The sequence below is a fragment of the Nocardioides sp. SLBN-35 genome (assembly GCF_006715725.1).
In the GTDB taxonomy this organism is placed as follows: Bacteria; Actinomycetota; Actinomycetes; order Propionibacteriales; family Nocardioidaceae; genus Nocardioides.
Map to the genome: position 1 here is coordinate 1,209,375 of NZ_VFNU01000001.1, position 16,491 is coordinate 1,225,865.

Annotated in this window: 16 protein-coding genes; 8 read left to right on the forward strand and 8 right to left on the reverse strand. The window is 70.8% G+C overall.

All coding sequences use genetic code 11. The annotated features are described in order from the left end of the window. Positions 1-6 precede the first annotated feature (6 nt). Positions 7-888, reverse strand: coding sequence for a mycothiol synthase (gene mshD, locus FBY23_RS05840; protein WP_260805778.1), 882 nt, complete (start codon positions 886-888; stop codon positions 7-9). Between the two features lie 69 nt (positions 889-957). On the opposite strand from mshD, the gene FBY23_RS05845 reads away from it, so the two are divergent. Further along, positions 958-2,505: an FMN-binding glutamate synthase family protein gene (locus tag FBY23_RS05845; protein ID WP_141797284.1), complete on the forward strand. Its 1,548-nt coding sequence runs from the start codon at positions 958-960 to the stop codon at positions 2,503-2,505. Positions 2,506-2,627: 122 nt separating this feature from the next. On the opposite strand, the gene FBY23_RS05850 is transcribed toward FBY23_RS05845, so the two are convergent. Then, complete coding sequence (locus FBY23_RS05850) at positions 2,628-3,368, reverse strand: response regulator transcription factor (RefSeq protein ID WP_141797285.1); 741 nt, start codon at positions 3,366-3,368, stop codon at positions 2,628-2,630. 131 nt (positions 3,369-3,499) lie between these two features. Here FBY23_RS05850 and FBY23_RS05855 point away from each other — a divergent pair, with 131 nt between their 5' ends. The 3 genes from FBY23_RS05855 (at position 3,500) to FBY23_RS05865 (ending at position 5,989) form a co-directional block, all read left to right on the forward strand. Next, entirely contained in the window at positions 3,500-3,775 is a 276-nt protein-coding gene (locus FBY23_RS05855) for a MoaD/ThiS family protein (RefSeq protein ID WP_141797286.1), read from the forward strand. Positions 3,776-3,869: 94 nt separating this feature from the next. Beyond that, a complete protein-coding gene (locus tag FBY23_RS05860; RefSeq protein ID WP_141797287.1) occupies positions 3,870-5,195 on the forward strand; it encodes an O-antigen ligase in 1,326 nt (441 codons plus the stop codon). A gap of 80 nt (positions 5,196-5,275) precedes the next feature. Further along, positions 5,276-5,989: a TylF/MycF/NovP-related O-methyltransferase gene (locus FBY23_RS05865; RefSeq protein WP_141797288.1), complete on the forward strand. Its 714-nt coding sequence runs from the start codon at positions 5,276-5,278 to the stop codon at positions 5,987-5,989. Between the two features lie 26 nt (positions 5,990-6,015). Here FBY23_RS05865 and FBY23_RS05870 read toward each other — a convergent pair whose 3' ends face one another. The 3 genes from FBY23_RS05870 to FBY23_RS05880 form a co-directional block, all read right to left on the reverse strand. Next, positions 6,016-6,720 carry a sugar transferase gene (locus tag FBY23_RS05870; RefSeq protein WP_160158170.1) on the reverse strand — a complete coding sequence of 235 codons (705 nt, stop codon included), beginning with the start codon at positions 6,718-6,720 and terminating at the stop codon, positions 6,016-6,018. Positions 6,721-6,815: 95 nt separating this feature from the next. Next, positions 6,816-8,042: a glycosyltransferase family 4 protein gene (locus FBY23_RS05875; protein WP_141797290.1), complete on the reverse strand. Its 1,227-nt coding sequence runs from the start codon at positions 8,040-8,042 to the stop codon at positions 6,816-6,818. A 15-nt stretch (positions 8,043-8,057) separates the two neighbouring features. Then, a complete protein-coding gene (locus FBY23_RS05880; RefSeq protein WP_141797291.1) occupies positions 8,058-9,041 on the reverse strand; it encodes an NAD-dependent epimerase/dehydratase family protein in 984 nt (327 codons plus the stop codon). Positions 9,042-9,195: 154 nt separating this feature from the next. On the opposite strand from FBY23_RS05880, the gene FBY23_RS05885 reads away from it, so the two are divergent. Continuing rightward, on the forward strand, positions 9,196-10,167 hold the full coding sequence (locus FBY23_RS05885; protein ID WP_141797292.1) for a GDP-mannose 4,6-dehydratase: 972 nt from the start codon (positions 9,196-9,198) through the stop codon (positions 10,165-10,167). A gap of 6 nt (positions 10,168-10,173) precedes the next feature. On the opposite strand, the gene FBY23_RS05890 is transcribed toward FBY23_RS05885, so the two are convergent. Further along, the gene (locus tag FBY23_RS05890) at positions 10,174-11,271 is read right to left on the reverse strand and encodes an NAD(P)-dependent oxidoreductase (protein WP_141797293.1); all 1,098 of its coding nucleotides are present in this window, start codon (positions 11,269-11,271) and stop codon (positions 10,174-10,176) included. 123 nt (positions 11,272-11,394) lie between these two features. Here FBY23_RS05890 and FBY23_RS05895 point away from each other — a divergent pair, with 123 nt between their 5' ends. Continuing rightward, positions 11,395-12,402 (forward strand): glycosyltransferase, encoded by a 1,008-nt coding sequence (locus tag FBY23_RS05895; protein ID WP_160158171.1) that lies wholly within the window; start codon positions 11,395-11,397, stop codon positions 12,400-12,402. Positions 12,403-12,413: 11 nt separating this feature from the next. Here FBY23_RS05895 and FBY23_RS05900 read toward each other — a convergent pair whose 3' ends face one another. Next, positions 12,414-13,307: a bifunctional 2-polyprenyl-6-hydroxyphenol methylase/3-demethylubiquinol 3-O-methyltransferase UbiG gene (locus tag FBY23_RS05900; RefSeq protein WP_141797295.1), complete on the reverse strand. Its 894-nt coding sequence runs from the start codon at positions 13,305-13,307 to the stop codon at positions 12,414-12,416. Positions 13,308-13,374: 67 nt separating this feature from the next. After that, positions 13,375-14,418, reverse strand: a complete 1,044-nt coding sequence (locus FBY23_RS05905) for a glycosyltransferase (RefSeq protein ID WP_141797296.1) — start codon at positions 14,416-14,418, stop codon at positions 13,375-13,377. A 36-nt stretch (positions 14,419-14,454) separates the two neighbouring features. Between FBY23_RS05905 and gmd the strand changes: the two genes are divergently transcribed. Together gmd and FBY23_RS05915 are read left to right on the forward strand one after the other, a co-directional pair. Then, positions 14,455-15,450, forward strand: coding sequence for a GDP-mannose 4,6-dehydratase (gmd, locus tag FBY23_RS05910; RefSeq protein WP_260805779.1), 996 nt, complete (start codon positions 14,455-14,457; stop codon positions 15,448-15,450). Between the two features lie 11 nt (positions 15,451-15,461). Further along, positions 15,462-16,337 (forward strand): FkbM family methyltransferase, encoded by an 876-nt coding sequence (locus tag FBY23_RS05915; RefSeq protein ID WP_160158172.1) that lies wholly within the window; start codon positions 15,462-15,464, stop codon positions 16,335-16,337. The last annotated feature ends 154 nt before the right edge of the window (positions 16,338-16,491 follow it).

The window sequence follows — 16,491 nt, forward strand, 5'->3', positions numbered from 1 at the left end:
GTAAATCTACTCAGGGGCGGGGGAGTTACGGGCGACTTCCGCCCGCTGGTACTGGACATGGGTGTCAGCAGCCGTGTGGTGGAAGCCCAGATCCTCGTACAACCGCCGCGCGGGGGTGTTGTCGGATTCGACATAGAGGAGCACCTCGGCCACGCCGCGGGCCGCGAGGTGCTGCAGGCCGGCCACGGTGAGAACCCGCCCGAGGCCGCGGCCCTGGGCGGCGGGGGAGACGCCGACGACGTACACCTCGCCGAGCCCGGCGTCGTGCTGCTTGGTCCAGTGGAAGCCCAGCAGCGCACCGTCGTCGTCGACCGCCAGTAGCAGGCCGGCCGGGTCGAACCACGGCTCGGCCATCCGCTCGGCCAGGCCCGCGGCGTCCAGCGCGCCCTGCTCGGGATGGTGGGCGAACGCGGCTGCGTTGACCGCGAGCACCGCGTCGGCGTCGGAGGCGCCGAAGTCGCGGATGCGTACGCCGGCGGGCGGCTCCACCGCCGGCAGCGGTACGGCGGCCGGCCGGCGCATCACCCACAGCTCGCGCGTCCGGGCGAACCCCCACCGGCGGGCGAGCGCGGCGGCCGCTGGGTGGTCACCGTGGGACCAGGCGGTCAGCGGGCCGGGCTCGGCGACAGCCAGCGCGCCCAGGGCGCCGCCCACCCCCTTCCCCCGGGACGACGGATCCACCGCGAGGTCGAGGGCGCCCTCGTGCCGCAGCGCGAAGCCCTCGCCGCTCACCCAGGCACCCGCGCCTGCCAGCCCGTGGTGCTTGAGACGGAGGGCCACCGCCTCGTCGACGGGGTCGGTCCCGTCGTGCTCACGGCTGGCGTCGCGCACCCGCCCGATCGCATCGAGAGCGGCAGTGTCGGTCAGCAGGGAGGGCTCCGAGGTCACCCCTCCCACGCTATCGGCCGGGCCCGAGACCGTTTACATGTGACACCGCGACGCGGTAGGACTGCCTCCATGAAGCTGAGCCACGCCGTGGGTGGGGCGGCCGCGGCGCTCGGGGCCCTCGCCGCACGCGACCTCGTCCAGAAGAGGCACGCGCTGCAGCGCAACTTCCCGGTGATCGGCCACTTCCGGTACTGGCTCGAGACGATCGGGCCCGAGCTGCGGCAGTACATCGTGACCAGCAACGAGGAGGAGCGGCCGTTCAGCCGTGACCAGCGGACCTGGATCTATGCCTCCAGCAAGGAGGAGAACAGCTACTTCGGGTTCGGCACCGACGTCGACGTCGAGCACGTCCAGGGCCACGCCTACATCAAGCAGCGCACCTTCGCCGACCGGCTGCCGAGCGACCAGGACAGCAACTGGACCCTGCCGGCGGCCAAGGTCCTCGGCGGGCCGCGTGGGCGGGCGAAGGCGTTCCGGCCGGGCTCGGTCGTCAACGTCTCCGCGATGAGCTTCGGGTCGCTGTCCTCCAACGCGATCACCGCGATCAACAAGGGCGCCGCCGCGGCCGGCTGCCTGCACAACACGGGCGAGGGCGCGATCTCGCCGTACCACCGCAACGGTGCCGAGCTCGTCCTCCAGATCGGTACGGCGTACTTCGGCTGCCGTGACGAGAAGGGCGACTTCTCGCTGCCGCGGCTCCTGGAGCTGGTCGACTCCGCGCCGGTCAGGGCGCTGGAGATCAAGCTGAGCCAGGGCGCGAAGCCGGGCCTGGGAGGCCTGCTGCCGGCGGCGAAGGTGACCGCCGAGATCGCGAAGATCCGCGGCATCCCCGAGGGCAAGGACTGCGCGTCCCCGTCGCGGCACAGCGCGTTCCACGACGTCGACTCGATGCTCGACTTCGTCGAGATGCTCGCGGCCGAGACGGGCCTGCCGGTCGGCATCAAGTCGGCCGTCGGGGCGATGGGCTTCTGGGAGGAGCTGGCCCGGCTGATGTCGCCGCGTGATCGCGGCGTCGACTTCATCACCGTCGACGGCGGTGAGGGCGGGACCGGCGCGGCCCCGCTGATCTTCGCCGACTCGGTCGCGCTGCCGTACCGGATGGGCTTCTCCCGGGTCTACGGCAGCTTCGCCGAGATGGGCCTGACCGACGACGTCGCGTTCATCGGCTCCGCCAAGCTCGGCCTGCCCGACAACGCGATCGTCGCGTTCGCGCTCGGCGCCGACATGATCAACGTCGCCCGCGAGGCGATGCTCTCGATCGGCTGCATCCAGGCGCAGAAGTGCCATACCGACCACTGCCCGACCGGCATCGCCACCCAGAACCCGTGGCTGGTCCACGGCCTGGACCCGGTCTCGAAGGCGGAGCGGTGCGCGGTCTACCTGCGCACCCTGCGCAAGGAGCTCACCCGGGTCTCGGCCGCCGTCGGCGTCGCACACCCGTCGCTGATCACCTGCGCCGACGTCGACATCTTCAACGGCGACTACGACGCGCGCTCACTGGCGTCGGTCTACGGCTACAAGGACGGCTGGGGCGAGCTCGGGCCCGAGCTGCGTGAGCAGGTGCTGCGCCTGATGCACACCGCCGACCACTTCGACGAGCAGGGACGCACGTCCTGATTGACGTTCGGAACCGACTGGGTTTCGAGACGCCTCGCTCGGTCCTCGCAGGCTCGGCCCGAGCCGACGCTCCTCAACCTTCGGCCGTCACCCGCGGGTTCGCAGGCTCACCCGCGGTGGCCTCAGGCGTCCTGCTGGTCCCGCTCCGCCACGGCGGCGGCGTCGGCCTCCGCCGCCGACTCCTTCGACGGCAGCACGAACCGGTAGCCGACGTTGCGCACGGTCCCGATCAGGGTCTCGTTCTCGGGGCCGAGCTTGGCGCGCAGGCGGCGGACGTGGACGTCGACAGTGCGGGTGCCGCCGAAGTAGTCGTAGCCCCAGACCTCCTGCAGCAGCTGCTGGCGGCTGAACACCCGTCCGGGGTGCTGGGCGAGGAACTTGAGGAGCTCGAACTCCTTGAAGGTCAGGTCGAGCGCGCGGCCACCGACCTTGGCGGTGTAGGTCGCCTCGTCGACCACGACCTCGCCGGAGCGGATCAGGTGGGCGTCGGGGTCGGCGGCGTCGCGGGCCGCGGTGAGCCGGCCGATCGCCATCCGGATCCGCGCCTCGAGCTCGGCGGGCCCGCAGGTGTGCAGGACGACGTCGTCCATGCCCCAGTCGTGGTTGACGACGGCCAGGCCGCCCTCGGTGACGATCAGCAGGACAGGTACGTCGGTCCCGGTCGTGCGGATCAGCCGGCACAGGTCGCGGGCACCCGCGAGGTCCTGGCGGCCGTCGACGAGGAGCAGGTCCGCGTCGGGGGCGTCGAGCAGGGCACTGCCCTCGGCGGGCAGGATCTTCACCTGGTGACCGAGCAGCGCAAGACCGGGCAACACCTCGGCGGAGGGTTGCAGGGCGCTGGTCAGCAGAAGGAGAGTGCTCACTCTGGCCTCCTCACCGGCACCGGCCGTCGCGGCGGCACCGAGTCGAGACCGAAACGCAACGTTGGGCAACGGCCAGTTTTCTGGTGAGGCACGATACCGAAATACGCAGGCAACGGGGAAGGGTCGAGCACGTGAGTGAGACGCAGGTCATCCGGGTGCGCTACTGGGCAGCCGCCCGCGCGGCCGCCGGCATCGCCGAGGAGGAGGTGGCCGTCGCCGGCCCCGTGAGCCTCGCCGAGCTGCGCGCCGAGGTGGTCGGCCGGCACCCCGGCACCCGGCTCCCCGAGGTGGTCGGCGTCTGCTCGGTGCTCGTCGGCGAGCGCCCGGTGTCGTCCACGGACCCGGCCGCGGTCGTCGTACGGCCGGGGGAGACGGTCGAGTTCCTCCCGCCCTTCGCGGGCGGCTGAGCGCCCGCGGATCGGCCGCGGGCGAGAAAGGCCGTCGCCTAGACTCCCTTCCGCCGTTGTCGGTACGACGACAGCGGAGCCGACGAGGAGACCAGTGCCGAACCAGACCACCGTGCGACCGCCGACGGCGATCCGGAGCGACGGCAGCAACGGCGTGGTCCAGCGCCGTGTGGTCACCGTCTTCCTGGTGCTGCTGGCGGCACTGCTTGCGGCGGCCTCGGCGCGGGGGCCGATCGCGGCGATCCTCGCGATCTTCCTGGCCGTCCTGATCAGCATGTTGGCCGTGCTCGGCCGGGAGCGGGTCGCGTTCTTGGCCATGATGGCCGCGTTCGCCACGGCGCCGATGAACCGCGGCCTGTCGCCCGGGGGACCGTCCAACCCGATCACGCCGACGGACCTGCTCTTCGGGCTCGCGGTGATGCTGCTGCTCCCGACGCTGCTGCGCCGTCAGCTGCGGCTGCCGCTCACCTACGTCATCGGCATCACGCTGATCCTGGTGACCGGCACGATCGCGACGGCCGCAGCGGCCGCCCCGCTGCTGAGCGCCCTCCAGTTCGCCCAGTGGCTGGTCGTCATCCTCGGGCTGCTCGTCCTGTTCGCGGTGTGGGCCCCCAGCTGGCGGATGGTCGACATCCTGCTGTGGAGCTATGTCGCCGGACAGATGCTGAGCATCCTCTACGCACCGCTCGGGGGAGCGGTGGGCAACCGCTACCAGGGCCTCTCGCACCACCCCAACGAGTTCGGCGGCGCCGGCGTGATGGCGTTCGCGGCGCTGATGTACCTGTGGCGGCGCAACGACGCCGTCTGGTACCGCGTCGCGGTCGCGCTGGCCGCGAGCGCGTGCGGCGTCTCGGTCGTGATCAGCGGCAGCCGGGCCGCGACCGCGGTCATGGCCGGCCTGATCCTGCTGATCCCGATCGTCGAGCGCTCGGCGGTCAAGGGCTTCGTGCTGGCGATCCTCGGCGCGCTCTTCGTCTTCGCGCTGCCCCTCGTCGTCGGTGAGTCGGGCGAGGGCTCGGCGATCTCCCGCCTCGCCGGGTCCGCCGACGCCCTGGGCGCCGACAAGGCCCGCAGCGAGGCCCAGGACTTCGGCATCGACATGTTCTTCCAGCATCCGCTGTTGGGCAACGGATTCGCCGACGCGCTCTACGTCCACAACGTGGTCCTGGGCGTCGCCACCAGCATCGGCATCTTCGGCCTGATCGGCTACCTGCTGGTGCTGTTCACGCTCGCCCGTCCTGTCCTCGGGAACCATCCCAACCGCCGCCTCTGCTACGTCGTGGCGGCCTTCGTGGCGATCACCCCGACCTTCCCCGGACTCGAGGACCGCACCCTGTGGGCCCCCATGGCGCCGGCGATCCTGCTGGCCATCCAGTCCCGGCTGCCCGCCTCCGACGCGGAGCGGGACGCACGTCGATAGGGTTCACCAAATCGCGGTGAGCAAGCGTATGCTTGCCCCGCGGCGCCCCCACCCCCACCGCCGCGTGGAGTGACTTCCCGATGCCCACTGCAGTTCAGCGCGCCATGGCGCACGCCCGGATCAAGTCGAAGGTCGCGATCGCCCGGGTCGGCCGGGACAGCCGTCGGCTCGACACGATCGTCAACCTGCCGAAGATCGAGACCTGGCGCCGCGAGCACGTCCCGGCGGGCACCCCGGCGTTCCCCGACCGCGAGGACATGTACGACCACGTCCACGCCGAGCTGATCGGCGACCAGCCGATCGACTACCTCGAGTTCGGCGTCTTCGAGGGCAGCTCGCTGCGTCACTGGGCGCGGCTGAACACCCACCCCGACTCGCGCTTCTACGGCTTCGACTCGTTCGAGGGACTCCCCGAAGAGTGGAAGCGGTTCGACCGCAAGATCGACAAGGCCCACTTCGACGTCCAGGGCGCGCTGCCCGACATCGACGACGACCGCGTCACCTTCGTCCCCGGCTGGTTCCAGGACAGTGTCGACCCCTTCCTGGAGACCTTCACTCCCGAGCGCCAGCTGGTCGTGCACATCGACGCCGACCTCTACTCATCGACGCTCTACGTGCTGACCCGGCTCAACGCGCTCCTGGTCCCCGGGACGATCGTCGTCTTCGACGAGTTCTCCTCGGTGCTCAACGAGTTCGCGGCCCTGGAGCACTACTGCTCGGCCTACGTGCGTGAGTACGACGTGCTCGCCTCGGCCTGGCACTACTTCTGCCAGATCGCGATCCGGATGCGCTGAGCCCCGCTCGCGCGCCTCGGCCAGGCTCAGGCGACGTCGGCCTCGGCCGGGCCGACGTACCGCTGGTGCGCCAGCTCGGGGGCGTGCAGCCGGTGGTGGCGCGGCTGGGCCATCCGCAGCGCCTTCTCGTAGCTCATCGGCTTGCGCAGGCCGAAGGTGATCAGCACCGTGTGGAGCAGGATCATGAAGTCCAGCCGGAGGCTGGGGGCGGTCGCCGAGCGCAGTGAGTACGCCGACTCGAGGGCCAGCCGCTGCTGGTCGTCGACGCCGTGGCGGCCGATCAGCTGGGGGAGACCCGTGAGACCGGCCGGGGTCACCCAGCGCGAGTCGATGTCGCCGTGGAGCTCGCTGAGCGCGTCGCGGACGACGTCGGTGAGCGGCCGGGCGCCGACGATGCTCATGTCGCCGCGCAGCACGTGGATGAACTGCGGGATCTCGTTGAGCCCGAGCCGGTCGAGCAGCCGCCCGATCGGCGTGTAGAGCGGCGAGTCAGGCGGCGTGTTCAGGAAGCGGCCGGCCTCGACGGGCGCCGTCACCTTGTTGGCGTTGGGCACCATGACCCGCAGCTTCACCATCTCGATGGCGGTGCCGGGTCCGACCCAGCGCCGCGACCTGTAGAAGATCGGTCGACCAGACAGCACCAGCACGGCGACCGCGGAGAGTGCCACGACAGGCACCCACACCACGGCAGCCAGGCAGATGACGACGATGTCGAACGCCCGCTTCTTCACCAGTGACCTCCACCAGAAATGTGTCCCCGAATTGGCGGGTGAGGCGGTCCCGCGAACCTCTCAACGACCAAGTGCCCGATGAGATACGTGTCTCGTCACAACTTTGCGAGGGATCGCCGATCACCCGTCGTCGCGCCCACCTGCGCGGCGAGCAGGTGCTCGAACCTCGTGGCGCAGCCCTGGAGCGCGAACTCCAGCTCGGCCAGGTCCCGGGAGGCCTCGCCGAGCTCGCTGCGAAGCTCGGAGTCGGCCAGCACCCCACTGACCCAGCTCGCGGCCTCGGCCAGCGAGTCGTCGGCCGGGGGCAGGACCAGGCCGCCGGCCCTCGTGACCAGCGACGAGGCGAGGTTCTCGCCCGGCATCAGGCCCAGCACCGGCCGGCCGGCGCACAGGTAGGACAGCGTCTTGGACGGCACCGAGAAGGCACCGGCCTCCTGCTCGAGCAGCACCACGAGCACGTCACCGCTGCCGAGCACCTCGGGCAGTCGCTCGTAGGGCTGGAAGGGCAGCAGCGTGACGGGTACGTCGAGCCGGCGCGCCTCGTCCTGCAGCACGTCGACCGCGGGGCCCTCGTTGACCACCACCAGCCGCACCGGCTTCCCGGCGTCGTGCACGGCTCGCGCGAGCCGGACCAGCAGGGCGGGGTTGTGCTTGAGGCCGAGGGTGCCCGAGTAGAGGAGGGTCGCGACGTCGTCGAGCTGGTGCTCGGTCGCCCAGTCGTTCTTGCGCTCGGTCGGGACGATCTCGTCGAGCGGGGCCCAGTTCGGGATGACGGTGACCTTGTCGGCCGTCCCCCACGCCTCGTGGACCGGTACGAAGGACGGGGCGATGACGACGATCGCCGCGGCGCGCCGCGAGCACCACCGCTCGGCCACCTCGAAGGCCCACGCGACGAGCGCGAACCGCTTCGGCAGCTTGCTGCCGGTGAACGACTTCACCGCCACGGCGTAGACGTCCTGGTGCCACAGCACCCACGGACGCCGGAGCACCGCCATCACGAACGAGAAGATCACCAGGGTAGGGATCTGCACGTTGGACAGCATCACGATGTCCGGGTCGACCTTGCGGACGTGCTGCACCAGCTCGACGCCGCGGCGGACCTCGCGCAGCAGCCGCTGCGCCATCCGCTGGTTGTCGACCTTCTTGGCGCCGCCGATCGCCTCGAAGGTGATCGACTCGCCGGGGATCGCCTCGAGGCGACCCTTCCCGGAGACGTAGCCCTCGACGTACGAGTGCGTGACGTCGTGGCCGCGCCGGGCCAGCTCACGGCTGAGCTCGGCCTGGAAGGGGTGCCCGCTGTGGTCGTGGACGAGGATGCGCACCGTGCCGCTGTCCGCTCAGCCCTGGGCGCGCTTGACCTGGTCGTAGACCCAGGCGTAGGTCTGCGCGAGGCCGTCGGCGAGACTGATCGACGGCTCCCAGCCGAAGACCTCGTTGATCATCGTGTTGTCGGAGTTGCGGCCGCGCACGCCCTGCGGGGCGGACAGGTCGTACTTCCGCTCGCACTTGATGCCGGCGATCTCCTCGACGATCGTGTAGAGCTGGTTGATCGAAACCAGCTCGGCCGAGCCCAGGTTGATCGGGTCCTCGAGGTCGCTGGCCAGGATCATCTGCGAGCCCTTGACGCAGTCGTCGATGTACATGAACGACCTCGTCTGCTCGCCGTCGCCCCAGATCTCGAGCTCGTGCCGGCCAGAGATGACCGCCTCGGCGATCTTGCGGCACACGGCGGCGGGAGCCTTCTCGCGGCCACCGGTCCACGTGCCCTCGGGGCCGTAGACGTTGTGGTAGCGCGCCATCCGGGTGGTGAGGCCGAAGTCCTCGCGGAAGTGGCGGGCCATCCGCTCGGTGAAGAGCTTCTCCCAGCCGTAGCCGTCCTCGGGCATGGCGGGGTAGGCGTCGGACTCCTTGAGCGCGGTGACGCCCGGGTCGGTCTGCTTGTCGGCGGCGTAGACGCAGGCCGACGAGGAGTAGAAGTAGCGCTCTACGTCGTACTTCTTGGCAGCCTGGAGCATGTGGGTGCTGGTCAGCACCGTCAGCATGCACAGGGCCTTGTTGTTCTCGATGAAGCCCATGCCGCCCATGTCGGCGGCGAGCATGTAGACCTCGCGCGCGCCCTTCGTGGCGGCCTCGGCCTGGTCGAGCAGCGACAGGTCGCCGACGGCGTTCTGCGCGTCCGGGTGCACCTGGTACCACTCGTCGATCGGCTTCACGTCGACCGAACGAACCGTCTTGCCCTGGGCGAGGAGGTCAGCGACCAGGTGACCTCCGATGAAGCCGCCGCCACCGGCGACGAGCACATCTACTGGGCCCGAGTTCATGCGCACTCCTCAATGTCGATTGGATCCGCCCCCCCAGCGTCGTGTGACCAACGAGAGGCCGCCGGGTGCGTCACGGCCTCCGTCCGCGAATCCGGGGACTGGTGTGAAGTCGGGACCAAGTACCCGCTTGGTCCCGGCCTACTAGGGTGAGGCCGTGCGTACCGCCCTCGTCACCGGCGTCGCGGGGCAGGACGGTGTCTACCTCGCGCGCTCCCTCCGTGCCGCCGGCACCGCCGTCGTCGGGACCGTCGCGCCCGGGTTCGCCGCGACCGATCCGCGGCGGGTCCACCTCGACGGGGTCGACCTGCGCGAGCTCGACGTCCGCGACGGTGCGGCGCTCGAGGCGCTGGTCGCCGAGGTCGTGCCCGACGAGGTCTACAACCTGGCCGCGCTGAGCTCGGTCGGCCGCAGCTGGGAGGAGCCGGAGCTCACGGCGGCGACCAACGCCGCGCCGGTCGAGCACCTCGTCGCCGCGCTGCTGCGGCTGCGTGCCGCCCGCGGCCACGACGCCCGGCTCTTCCAGGCCTCCTCCGCGGAGGTGCACGGCAGCGCTGCCGACAGCCCGTACGCCAAGGCCAAGGCCGCGGCCGACGAGGTGGTCCGGCGGGCGCGTGCCGACCACGACCTGTTCGCGGTCTGCGGCGTGCTCCACAACCACGAGAGCCCCCTGCGACCGCCCCGCTTCGTGACCCGCAAGATCACCCTGGGTGCGGCCGGCATCGCGCTCGGCCGCTGCGCCACGATCAGCCTCGGCAACCTCGACGTGCACCGCGACTGGGGGTTCGCCGGGGAGTACGTCGAGGCGATGCGGCTCCAGCTCGCCCACGACGAGCCGCTCGACCTCCCGATCGGCACCGGGACCGCGCACTCCCTGCAGGACCTGCTCGAGGTGGCGTTCGCGGCTGCCGGACTCGGCGAGCCGGGGGACCGTGTGGTGCAGGACCCGGCGCTGCTGCGGCCCGCGGACACCTCGGTGTTCGTCGCCGACCCCGAGCCGGCCGCGGCCGCGATCGGCTGGCGGGCTCGGGTCGGCTTCGACGCGCTGGTCGAGCACATGGTCGCCGTCGACCTGGAGCGGCTGCGCTCCGGTGTCGAGGAGTCGCCGGGCTACCTGGCGCTCCCCTAGCGTCGCTCAGTCCGCGAGGACGTTGCGGGCGCCGGCCCGGGTGAACGCCTCCTGGTTCTTGGCGTACCACTCGACGGTCCGGTTCAGGCCCTCCTCGAAGCTGACCCGCGGCGTGAAGCCGAACTCGTGGAGCTTGCTCGAGTCGAGGAACTGGTCGGGGATCTCGATGAAGTTCGCGGGCTTCGGGATCGTGACGGGCTCGAGCGCGCCGCCGAGGATGCCGCCGATCTGCTCGATCACCTGGCGCACGCTGCGGATGTTGCTGTAGTCGCCCGGCGCCTTGCCCGACGCGCTGGAGAAGCTCCCGACGTTGAACGCCGGCCAGCCGTACGTCGCGCGGCCGGTGCGGGGCATCGCGGTGCTGAAGTGGCGCTCGACGTTCTCGGCGAGGTAGAGGTAGGAGTCGACGAGGTCGTCGATGTAGACGTACTCGCGCAGCACGTCGGCGTTGCCGAGGTTGATCACCGGCGCCTTGTTGTTGAGCATCCGCAGGCTGGTGCGGGGGATCAGCCGGGTGAAGTTGAGGTCGCCCGCGCCGTAGATGTTGCAGCTGCGCACGATCAGGGCCGGCACGTTGAACTGGAAGCCGTAGGTCTGCGCGATCAGGTCGGCGCACGCCTTCGAGGCGCTGTAGACGTCCATGCCGCGCAGCGCGTGACCCTCGCGGTACGGCAGCGGCTCCGGGTCGTCGGCGTCGGCGTGGTCGCCGTACGACTTGTCGGTCGAGGCGATCAACACCCGCGGGATGTCGTTGATCCGCGCGGCCTCGAGCAGGTTGAGGGTCGGCAGGATGTTGTTGTGCAGCGTGCTCATCGGCGCGTTGGCCGCGTCGGCGACGATCGCCGACGCCGCGAGGTGGAAGATCGTGTCGATCTGGTGGCGGTTGCACAGGCGCTGAACCTGGGTGAAGTCGTCCATCTCGCAGACCTCGACGTCCGGCCGGGCGTCGAAGCCGAGCAGCGCCGCGGTGGGGACCGGCCGGTTGTGCCGCACCGTGATCGTGACCATGGCGCCGCGGCGCAGCAGTGCCTCGGTCAGGTTGCTGGCGACGAAGCCGTCGCCGCCCGTGATCAGCACGCGCTTGCCGTACCAGAAGTCGTTCATGGTGGGGGTCCCCTCTAGCGGAACTCGATGACGGTGGTCGAGCGGGTGCGACCGTATCAACCGCAACAACGGCCTGGGCTCGATATGGTCACCCCCGAATCGCCGATCACAGAGGAGTACTCGGTGCAGACACCAGTCGTCATGTTCGTGTTCAACCGCCCGGACCTGACCCGACGCACCCTCGCCTCGATCAGGGCAGCCAAGCCGGAGCGGCTGTTCGTGATCGCGGACGGACCCCGGTCGGGCAACGAGAACGACGCGCGGCTGTGCGCCGAGGTGCGGGACCTCTTCAGCGAGCTCGACTGGGACTGCGAGGTGCTGCCACGCTTCGCCGAGACCAACCGCGGCCTCGACCCCAACATCGAGGCCGGGATCGACTGGGTCTTCTCCCAGGTCGACGAGGCGATCTTCCTCGAGGACGACTGCATCGCTGACCCGACCTTCTTCGTCTACTGCGAGGAGCTCCTCGAGCGCTACCGCGACGACAAGCGGGTCTGGCTGATCTCGGGCGACACCCACGAGGTGCCCGAGTCCTACTTCGGCGACCTGAGCTACGACTTCGCGACCTGGGCCAGCATCTGGGGCTGGGCGAGCTGGGCCGACCGGTGGCAGGCCCACCGCAAGCTGTTCGACCGCGTGCACGTCCCGGTCGACCAGCCCGGCCAGCTCGTCCCGCCGAAGCGCGCGGTGCCGGCGCCGCCCCACCCCGATGCGCTGGTCTCCGAGGCCGGCAAGCGGCACTTCACCAAGGTGTCCACCGATGTCGACCCCTCGTCGTACTTCTGGGACCACCACTGGTGGGTCACGATCATCAACCAGAACGGCCTGTCCGCCGTCCCGCGACACAACCTGATCGAGAACGACGGGTACGGCGAGGGCGCGACCAACGTGCGCGCACAGAAGGAGTCGATCCCCGCGCGGGCGCTGGACCTCCCGCTGCGTCACCCGGCCGTCGTCGAGCGCAACCGGAAGGTCGAGGAGGAGCTCGAGCTGATCATGGTGCGCACGGACAGCTGGATCTCGCGGGTCGCCCGCGCGATCATCCGTCCGCTGTGGCTGCGTGCGATCGTGCGGAAGATCATCACGCAGCCGGTCATCTGGCGCGTGGTGCGCAAGCTCCTGAACCGCTAGGCGCCGGCCGGTCAGCCCTTGCGCGCCCGTACGTCGAGCACGATCCGCGGCGCGATCGGGCTGGAGACCAGCCGGTCCAGCAGCTTCGCGGCGGGTCGGACCGACCAGGACGGCGGGTTCATCGAGGCGATGTAGGCCTCGGACGTGAGCGTGTAGCGCAGCCGCGGCTCGGCGACCACGTCGACGAAGCCGAGCCGGGTCAGCTGGGCGGTGATGCTGCGCCGGGTGTGCAGGATCCAGTGGTGCTGGGCGATCCGGCGGTCCGGGACCTGGCTGGTCCGCCCGCGGGTGGCCCGCTTGACGAGGTGGGCGGCCTGGTCGGCCGCCGTCCAGTGCGGGGTCTGCAGGAACAGCACCCCGTCGGGGCGCAGCATCGTGTGGATGTCGGCCAGCAGGCCGTCGCCCTCCGTCACGTGGGCCAGCACGCACCACAGCGTCACCGCGTCGGCGGTCTCGACGTGACCGAGGGTCTCGAGGTCGCCGAGGTCGAGCGTGACGCCGTGCCGCTCCCGGGCGAGCTCGACCGCGCCGGCGACGATCTCGTTGCCGGTGACGTCGTAGCCGAACTCGTCGCGAGCCACGCTGAGGAACTCGCCGTCGCCGGCGCCGATGTCGTAGATCAGCGGCCGCCGCTCGCCGCGCTCGCCCAGCGCCTCGCCGATCCAGCCGAGCGCCTCGCGCCAGGCGTCGGGCCCGGCGCCCTCCCGCTTGATGTCGACCCAGTCGCCGTAGTCGTCGGCCGACCACTCCTTCTGGACCACGATCGCGTCCATCCGCTCCTCCGCCAGGTGGTCGGACCAGTAGCGCGCACCGCAGTCACGGCAGGTGCTGATCCTGCGGCCGGTGGCGCGCGAGGCGACGGCGGTGTGGATGCGGGCGCCTGCGCAGGCAGGGCAGTGGGTCATGCACGACTCCGGTGGGGGCGAGGGGCGAGCTGGGTGATGGACGGACGGTAGTACAGCAGGTCGACGCTCACCGCAGGCCGGAACGGACCACTTCCGCCGTACGACGCCACGTGAACGCCTCGGCGAAGGCCCGGCCCTCCGCGAGCCGGTCGGCGGAGAGCTCACTGGCGCGGCCCATGGCGACCGCGAGGTCGGCCGGCCTCGTCGAGGCGGTCACGACGGCGTACCCGCCGGTGACCTCGGCCAGCGCGGGGTCGTCGGACACGACGGTGGGGATGCCGAGCCGCAGCGCCTCGGCCGCGGGCAGGCCGAAGCCCTCGAAGTCGGACGGGAACACGACCATGCCGGCGCCGGCGAAGCACGCGCCGAAGGCGTCGTCGTCCAGCCATGGCATCAGCTCGACGCTGTCGGTGCTGCCGAGCCGGTCGACCTGCGCCTGCGCCGCCTCGCGGTCGGCGCGACCCATGCCGACCAGGCGCAGGACCCACCCGGGGTGGGCGGCGACGAACTCGGCCCAGCCGGCGATGACGGCGTCGGCGTTCTTGTTGCCGAAGTGGCCGAAGGCCAGTGCATAGGGCCGCTCGCCCGGCTCGGGCCGGGGCCAGGCGAGGGCGTGGTCCGAGCCGAGGGCGGCCGTGACGGCCGCACGGCCCAGGCGCGGGTGGCGGCGGCGCAGGTCGTCGCGGCTGCGGTCGGAGATGCAGAAGATGCCGTCGGCCAGGTGCATGCTCCACGCCCACGAGAGGCGGCGCGCGACCCGGGTCCGGAGGGAGAACTGCTCGGGTCGCAGCTCGTGGCGCAGGTCGTAGAAGATCAGGCCGCGGGGCTGCCGGGTGCCCAGCAGGCTGCTCGCCGGGGCCGAGCTGAGCACCGCGTCGACATCCAGCGCCCGGGCCGCACGTCGTACGGCGCCCGAGCGGGACCAGAGCTTGCCGAGCGGGCCCGACGCGGGCAGCTCGGTGACCCGGACCCCCGCAGGAGTGGCGAATCGCTCGCTGTCGGGACCGAGCAGGACAGTGAGCTCGTCGTCGGGGAAGGCCTCGGTCCACCCGCGAACCAGGTGCTGAACGACGATCGAGACACTTCCGGGGCGGGCAAGGATCGCATCCACCAGCACATGCACGGTCAGCGACGATACTGTGCCCCCGTGACCAAGCGTGCTCTCATCACCGGAATCACCGGTCAGGACGGTTCTTATCTCGCGGAGCTGCTGCTCTCGAAGGGATACGAGGTGCACGGACTGGTCCGTCGGTCGTCGACCCTGAACCGCAGCCGGATCGATCACCTGCACGGAACCGCGGACCTCCACCTGCACTACGGCGACCTGACCGACGGTGTCAGCCTCAGCAACCAGCTGCGCGAGATCGAGCCCCACGAGGTCTACAACCTGGGGGCGCAGAGCCACGTCAAGGTGTCCTTCGAGCTCCCGGAGTACACCGCCTCGACCGACGCCGTCGGCACGCTGCGGCTGCTCGAGGCGATCCGCGCCGCCGGGCTGGACTGCCGGTTCTACCAGGCCTCCACCTCCGAGATGTTCGGCGCGACCCCGCCGCCGCAGAACGAGTCGACGGTCTTCTACCCGCGTTCGCCGTACGGCGCCGCGAAGCTCTACTCGCACTGGGTGACTGTCAACTACCGCGAGGCCTACGACCTGTTCGCGGTGTCCGGGATCCTGTTCAACCACGAGTCGCCGCGCCGCGGCGAGAGCTTCGTGACCCGCAAGATCACGCTCGGCGTCGCCTCGGTCAAGCTCGGCATCGCCGACCACCTCGACCTCGGCAACCTCGAGGCGATCCGCGACTGGGGCTACGCACCCGAGTACGTCGAGGGCATGTGGCGGATGCTGCAGCAGGACGAGCCGCAGGACTACGTCCTCGCCACCGGCACCGGCACGACGGTGCGCGAGTTCTGCCAGTACGCCTTCGCGCACGCGGGCCTGAACTGGGAGGACCACGTCCGCTACGACAAGAGCTTCGAGCGCCCCACCGAGGTCGACGCCCTCATCGGCGACGCGTCGAAGGCCGAGGAGGTCCTCGGCTGGCGCGCGCAGACGCACGCCAAGGGCCTGGCCGAGCTGATGGTGGACGCCGACATCGAGCACCTCGGCCGCCTGGTCCAGCACCGCAAGGAGATCGACGGATGATGGGCCCCGGCATGGCGGTCTCGACCGCGAAGCGTCGCCTGGGCTGGTTGATCCGCGACCGGTTCCCGTTCCGCCCGGTCGTGCGTGACGTCCAGGGCGTCACGCTGGTCCTGCCCTGGTCGCACCGGCTGCCCGACTACGCGCGGTGGGGCCCGACGTACGGCCAGAACCTGGTGGAGCTGGCGCGCCTGGTCGCCGAGTCCTCGCCGCTGACCGTCCTCGACGTCGGTGCCAACGTCGGCGACTCGACCGTGCAGATCCTCAACGCCGCCGACGGCCGGGTGCTCTGCATCGAGGCGGACCCGGCGTACCTGGAGTTCCTGCACCGCAACGTCGACGGCGACAAGCGGGTCTCGGTCGTCGAGGCGCTGCTGTCGGTCGACGACGAGCAGACCGCCCGCACCGCTGTCCGCACCGGCGGCACGACCCGGTTCGCCGAGGGCGGCGACGCCGACGCGATGCCGATGGTCTCGCCGAGCCGGCTGCGCGCCGAGCACCCGGACTTCGACCGGCTGCGGCTGGTCAAGTCCGACACCGACGGGTACGACGTCGTGCTGGTGCCCGCAGTCGCCGAGGCCTGGGCCGACGCGCACCCGATCCTGTTCTTCGAGTACGACCCCTACCTGACCCGGATCGCCGGCCACGACCCGGCCGCGGTCTGGGCGCGGCTGGCGGAGCTGGGCTACCGCGACGTCGCGGTCTGGGACAACGGCGCGACGCCGGTCGGCCGCACCACGACCGCCGAGGCGGGCCGCCACGGTGCGGTCCTCGACGTGGCGAGCAACCAGCGCAACCGGGGCCGCACGTACTGGGACGTCGCCGTCGTGCACGCCGACGACCTCGCCGGACAGGCCGCGATCGAGCAGCTGGTGCCGGGCCTGATCTGAGCGCCTCGGCGGTCGGGCCCGGGTCGGCTCATCCCGATGCCCCGTTGAGTTGCCCCATCCTCGTCGTTGAGTTGCCCCATCCTCGTCGTTGAGTTGCCGGGAACTCACCGTTGAGATCGGCAACTCAACGGTGCGAAAGCGGCAACTCAACGGC

What these genes read in the sequence shown, in the direction of transcription:
- FBY23_RS05865 (WP_141797288.1), top strand. Translation starts at nt 5,276, where the DNA reads ATGCCCACTGCAGTTCAGCGCGCCATGGCGCACGCCCGGATCAAGTCG.
- FBY23_RS05845 (WP_141797284.1), top strand. Translation starts at nt 958, where the DNA reads ATGAAGCTGAGCCACGCCGTGGGTGGGGCGGCCGCGGCGCTCGGGGCC.
- FBY23_RS05915 (WP_160158172.1), top strand. Translation starts at nt 15,462, where the DNA reads ATGGCGGTCTCGACCGCGAAGCGTCGCCTGGGCTGGTTGATCCGCGAC.
- FBY23_RS05900 (WP_141797295.1), bottom strand. Translation starts at nt 13,307, where the DNA reads ATGACCCACTGCCCTGCCTGCGCAGGCGCCCGCATCCACACCGCCGTC.
- FBY23_RS05880 (WP_141797291.1), bottom strand. Translation starts at nt 9,041, where the DNA reads ATGAACTCGGGCCCAGTAGATGTGCTCGTCGCCGGTGGCGGCGGCTTC.
- FBY23_RS05890 (WP_141797293.1), bottom strand. Translation starts at nt 11,271, where the DNA reads ATGAACGACTTCTGGTACGGCAAGCGCGTGCTGATCACGGGCGGCGAC.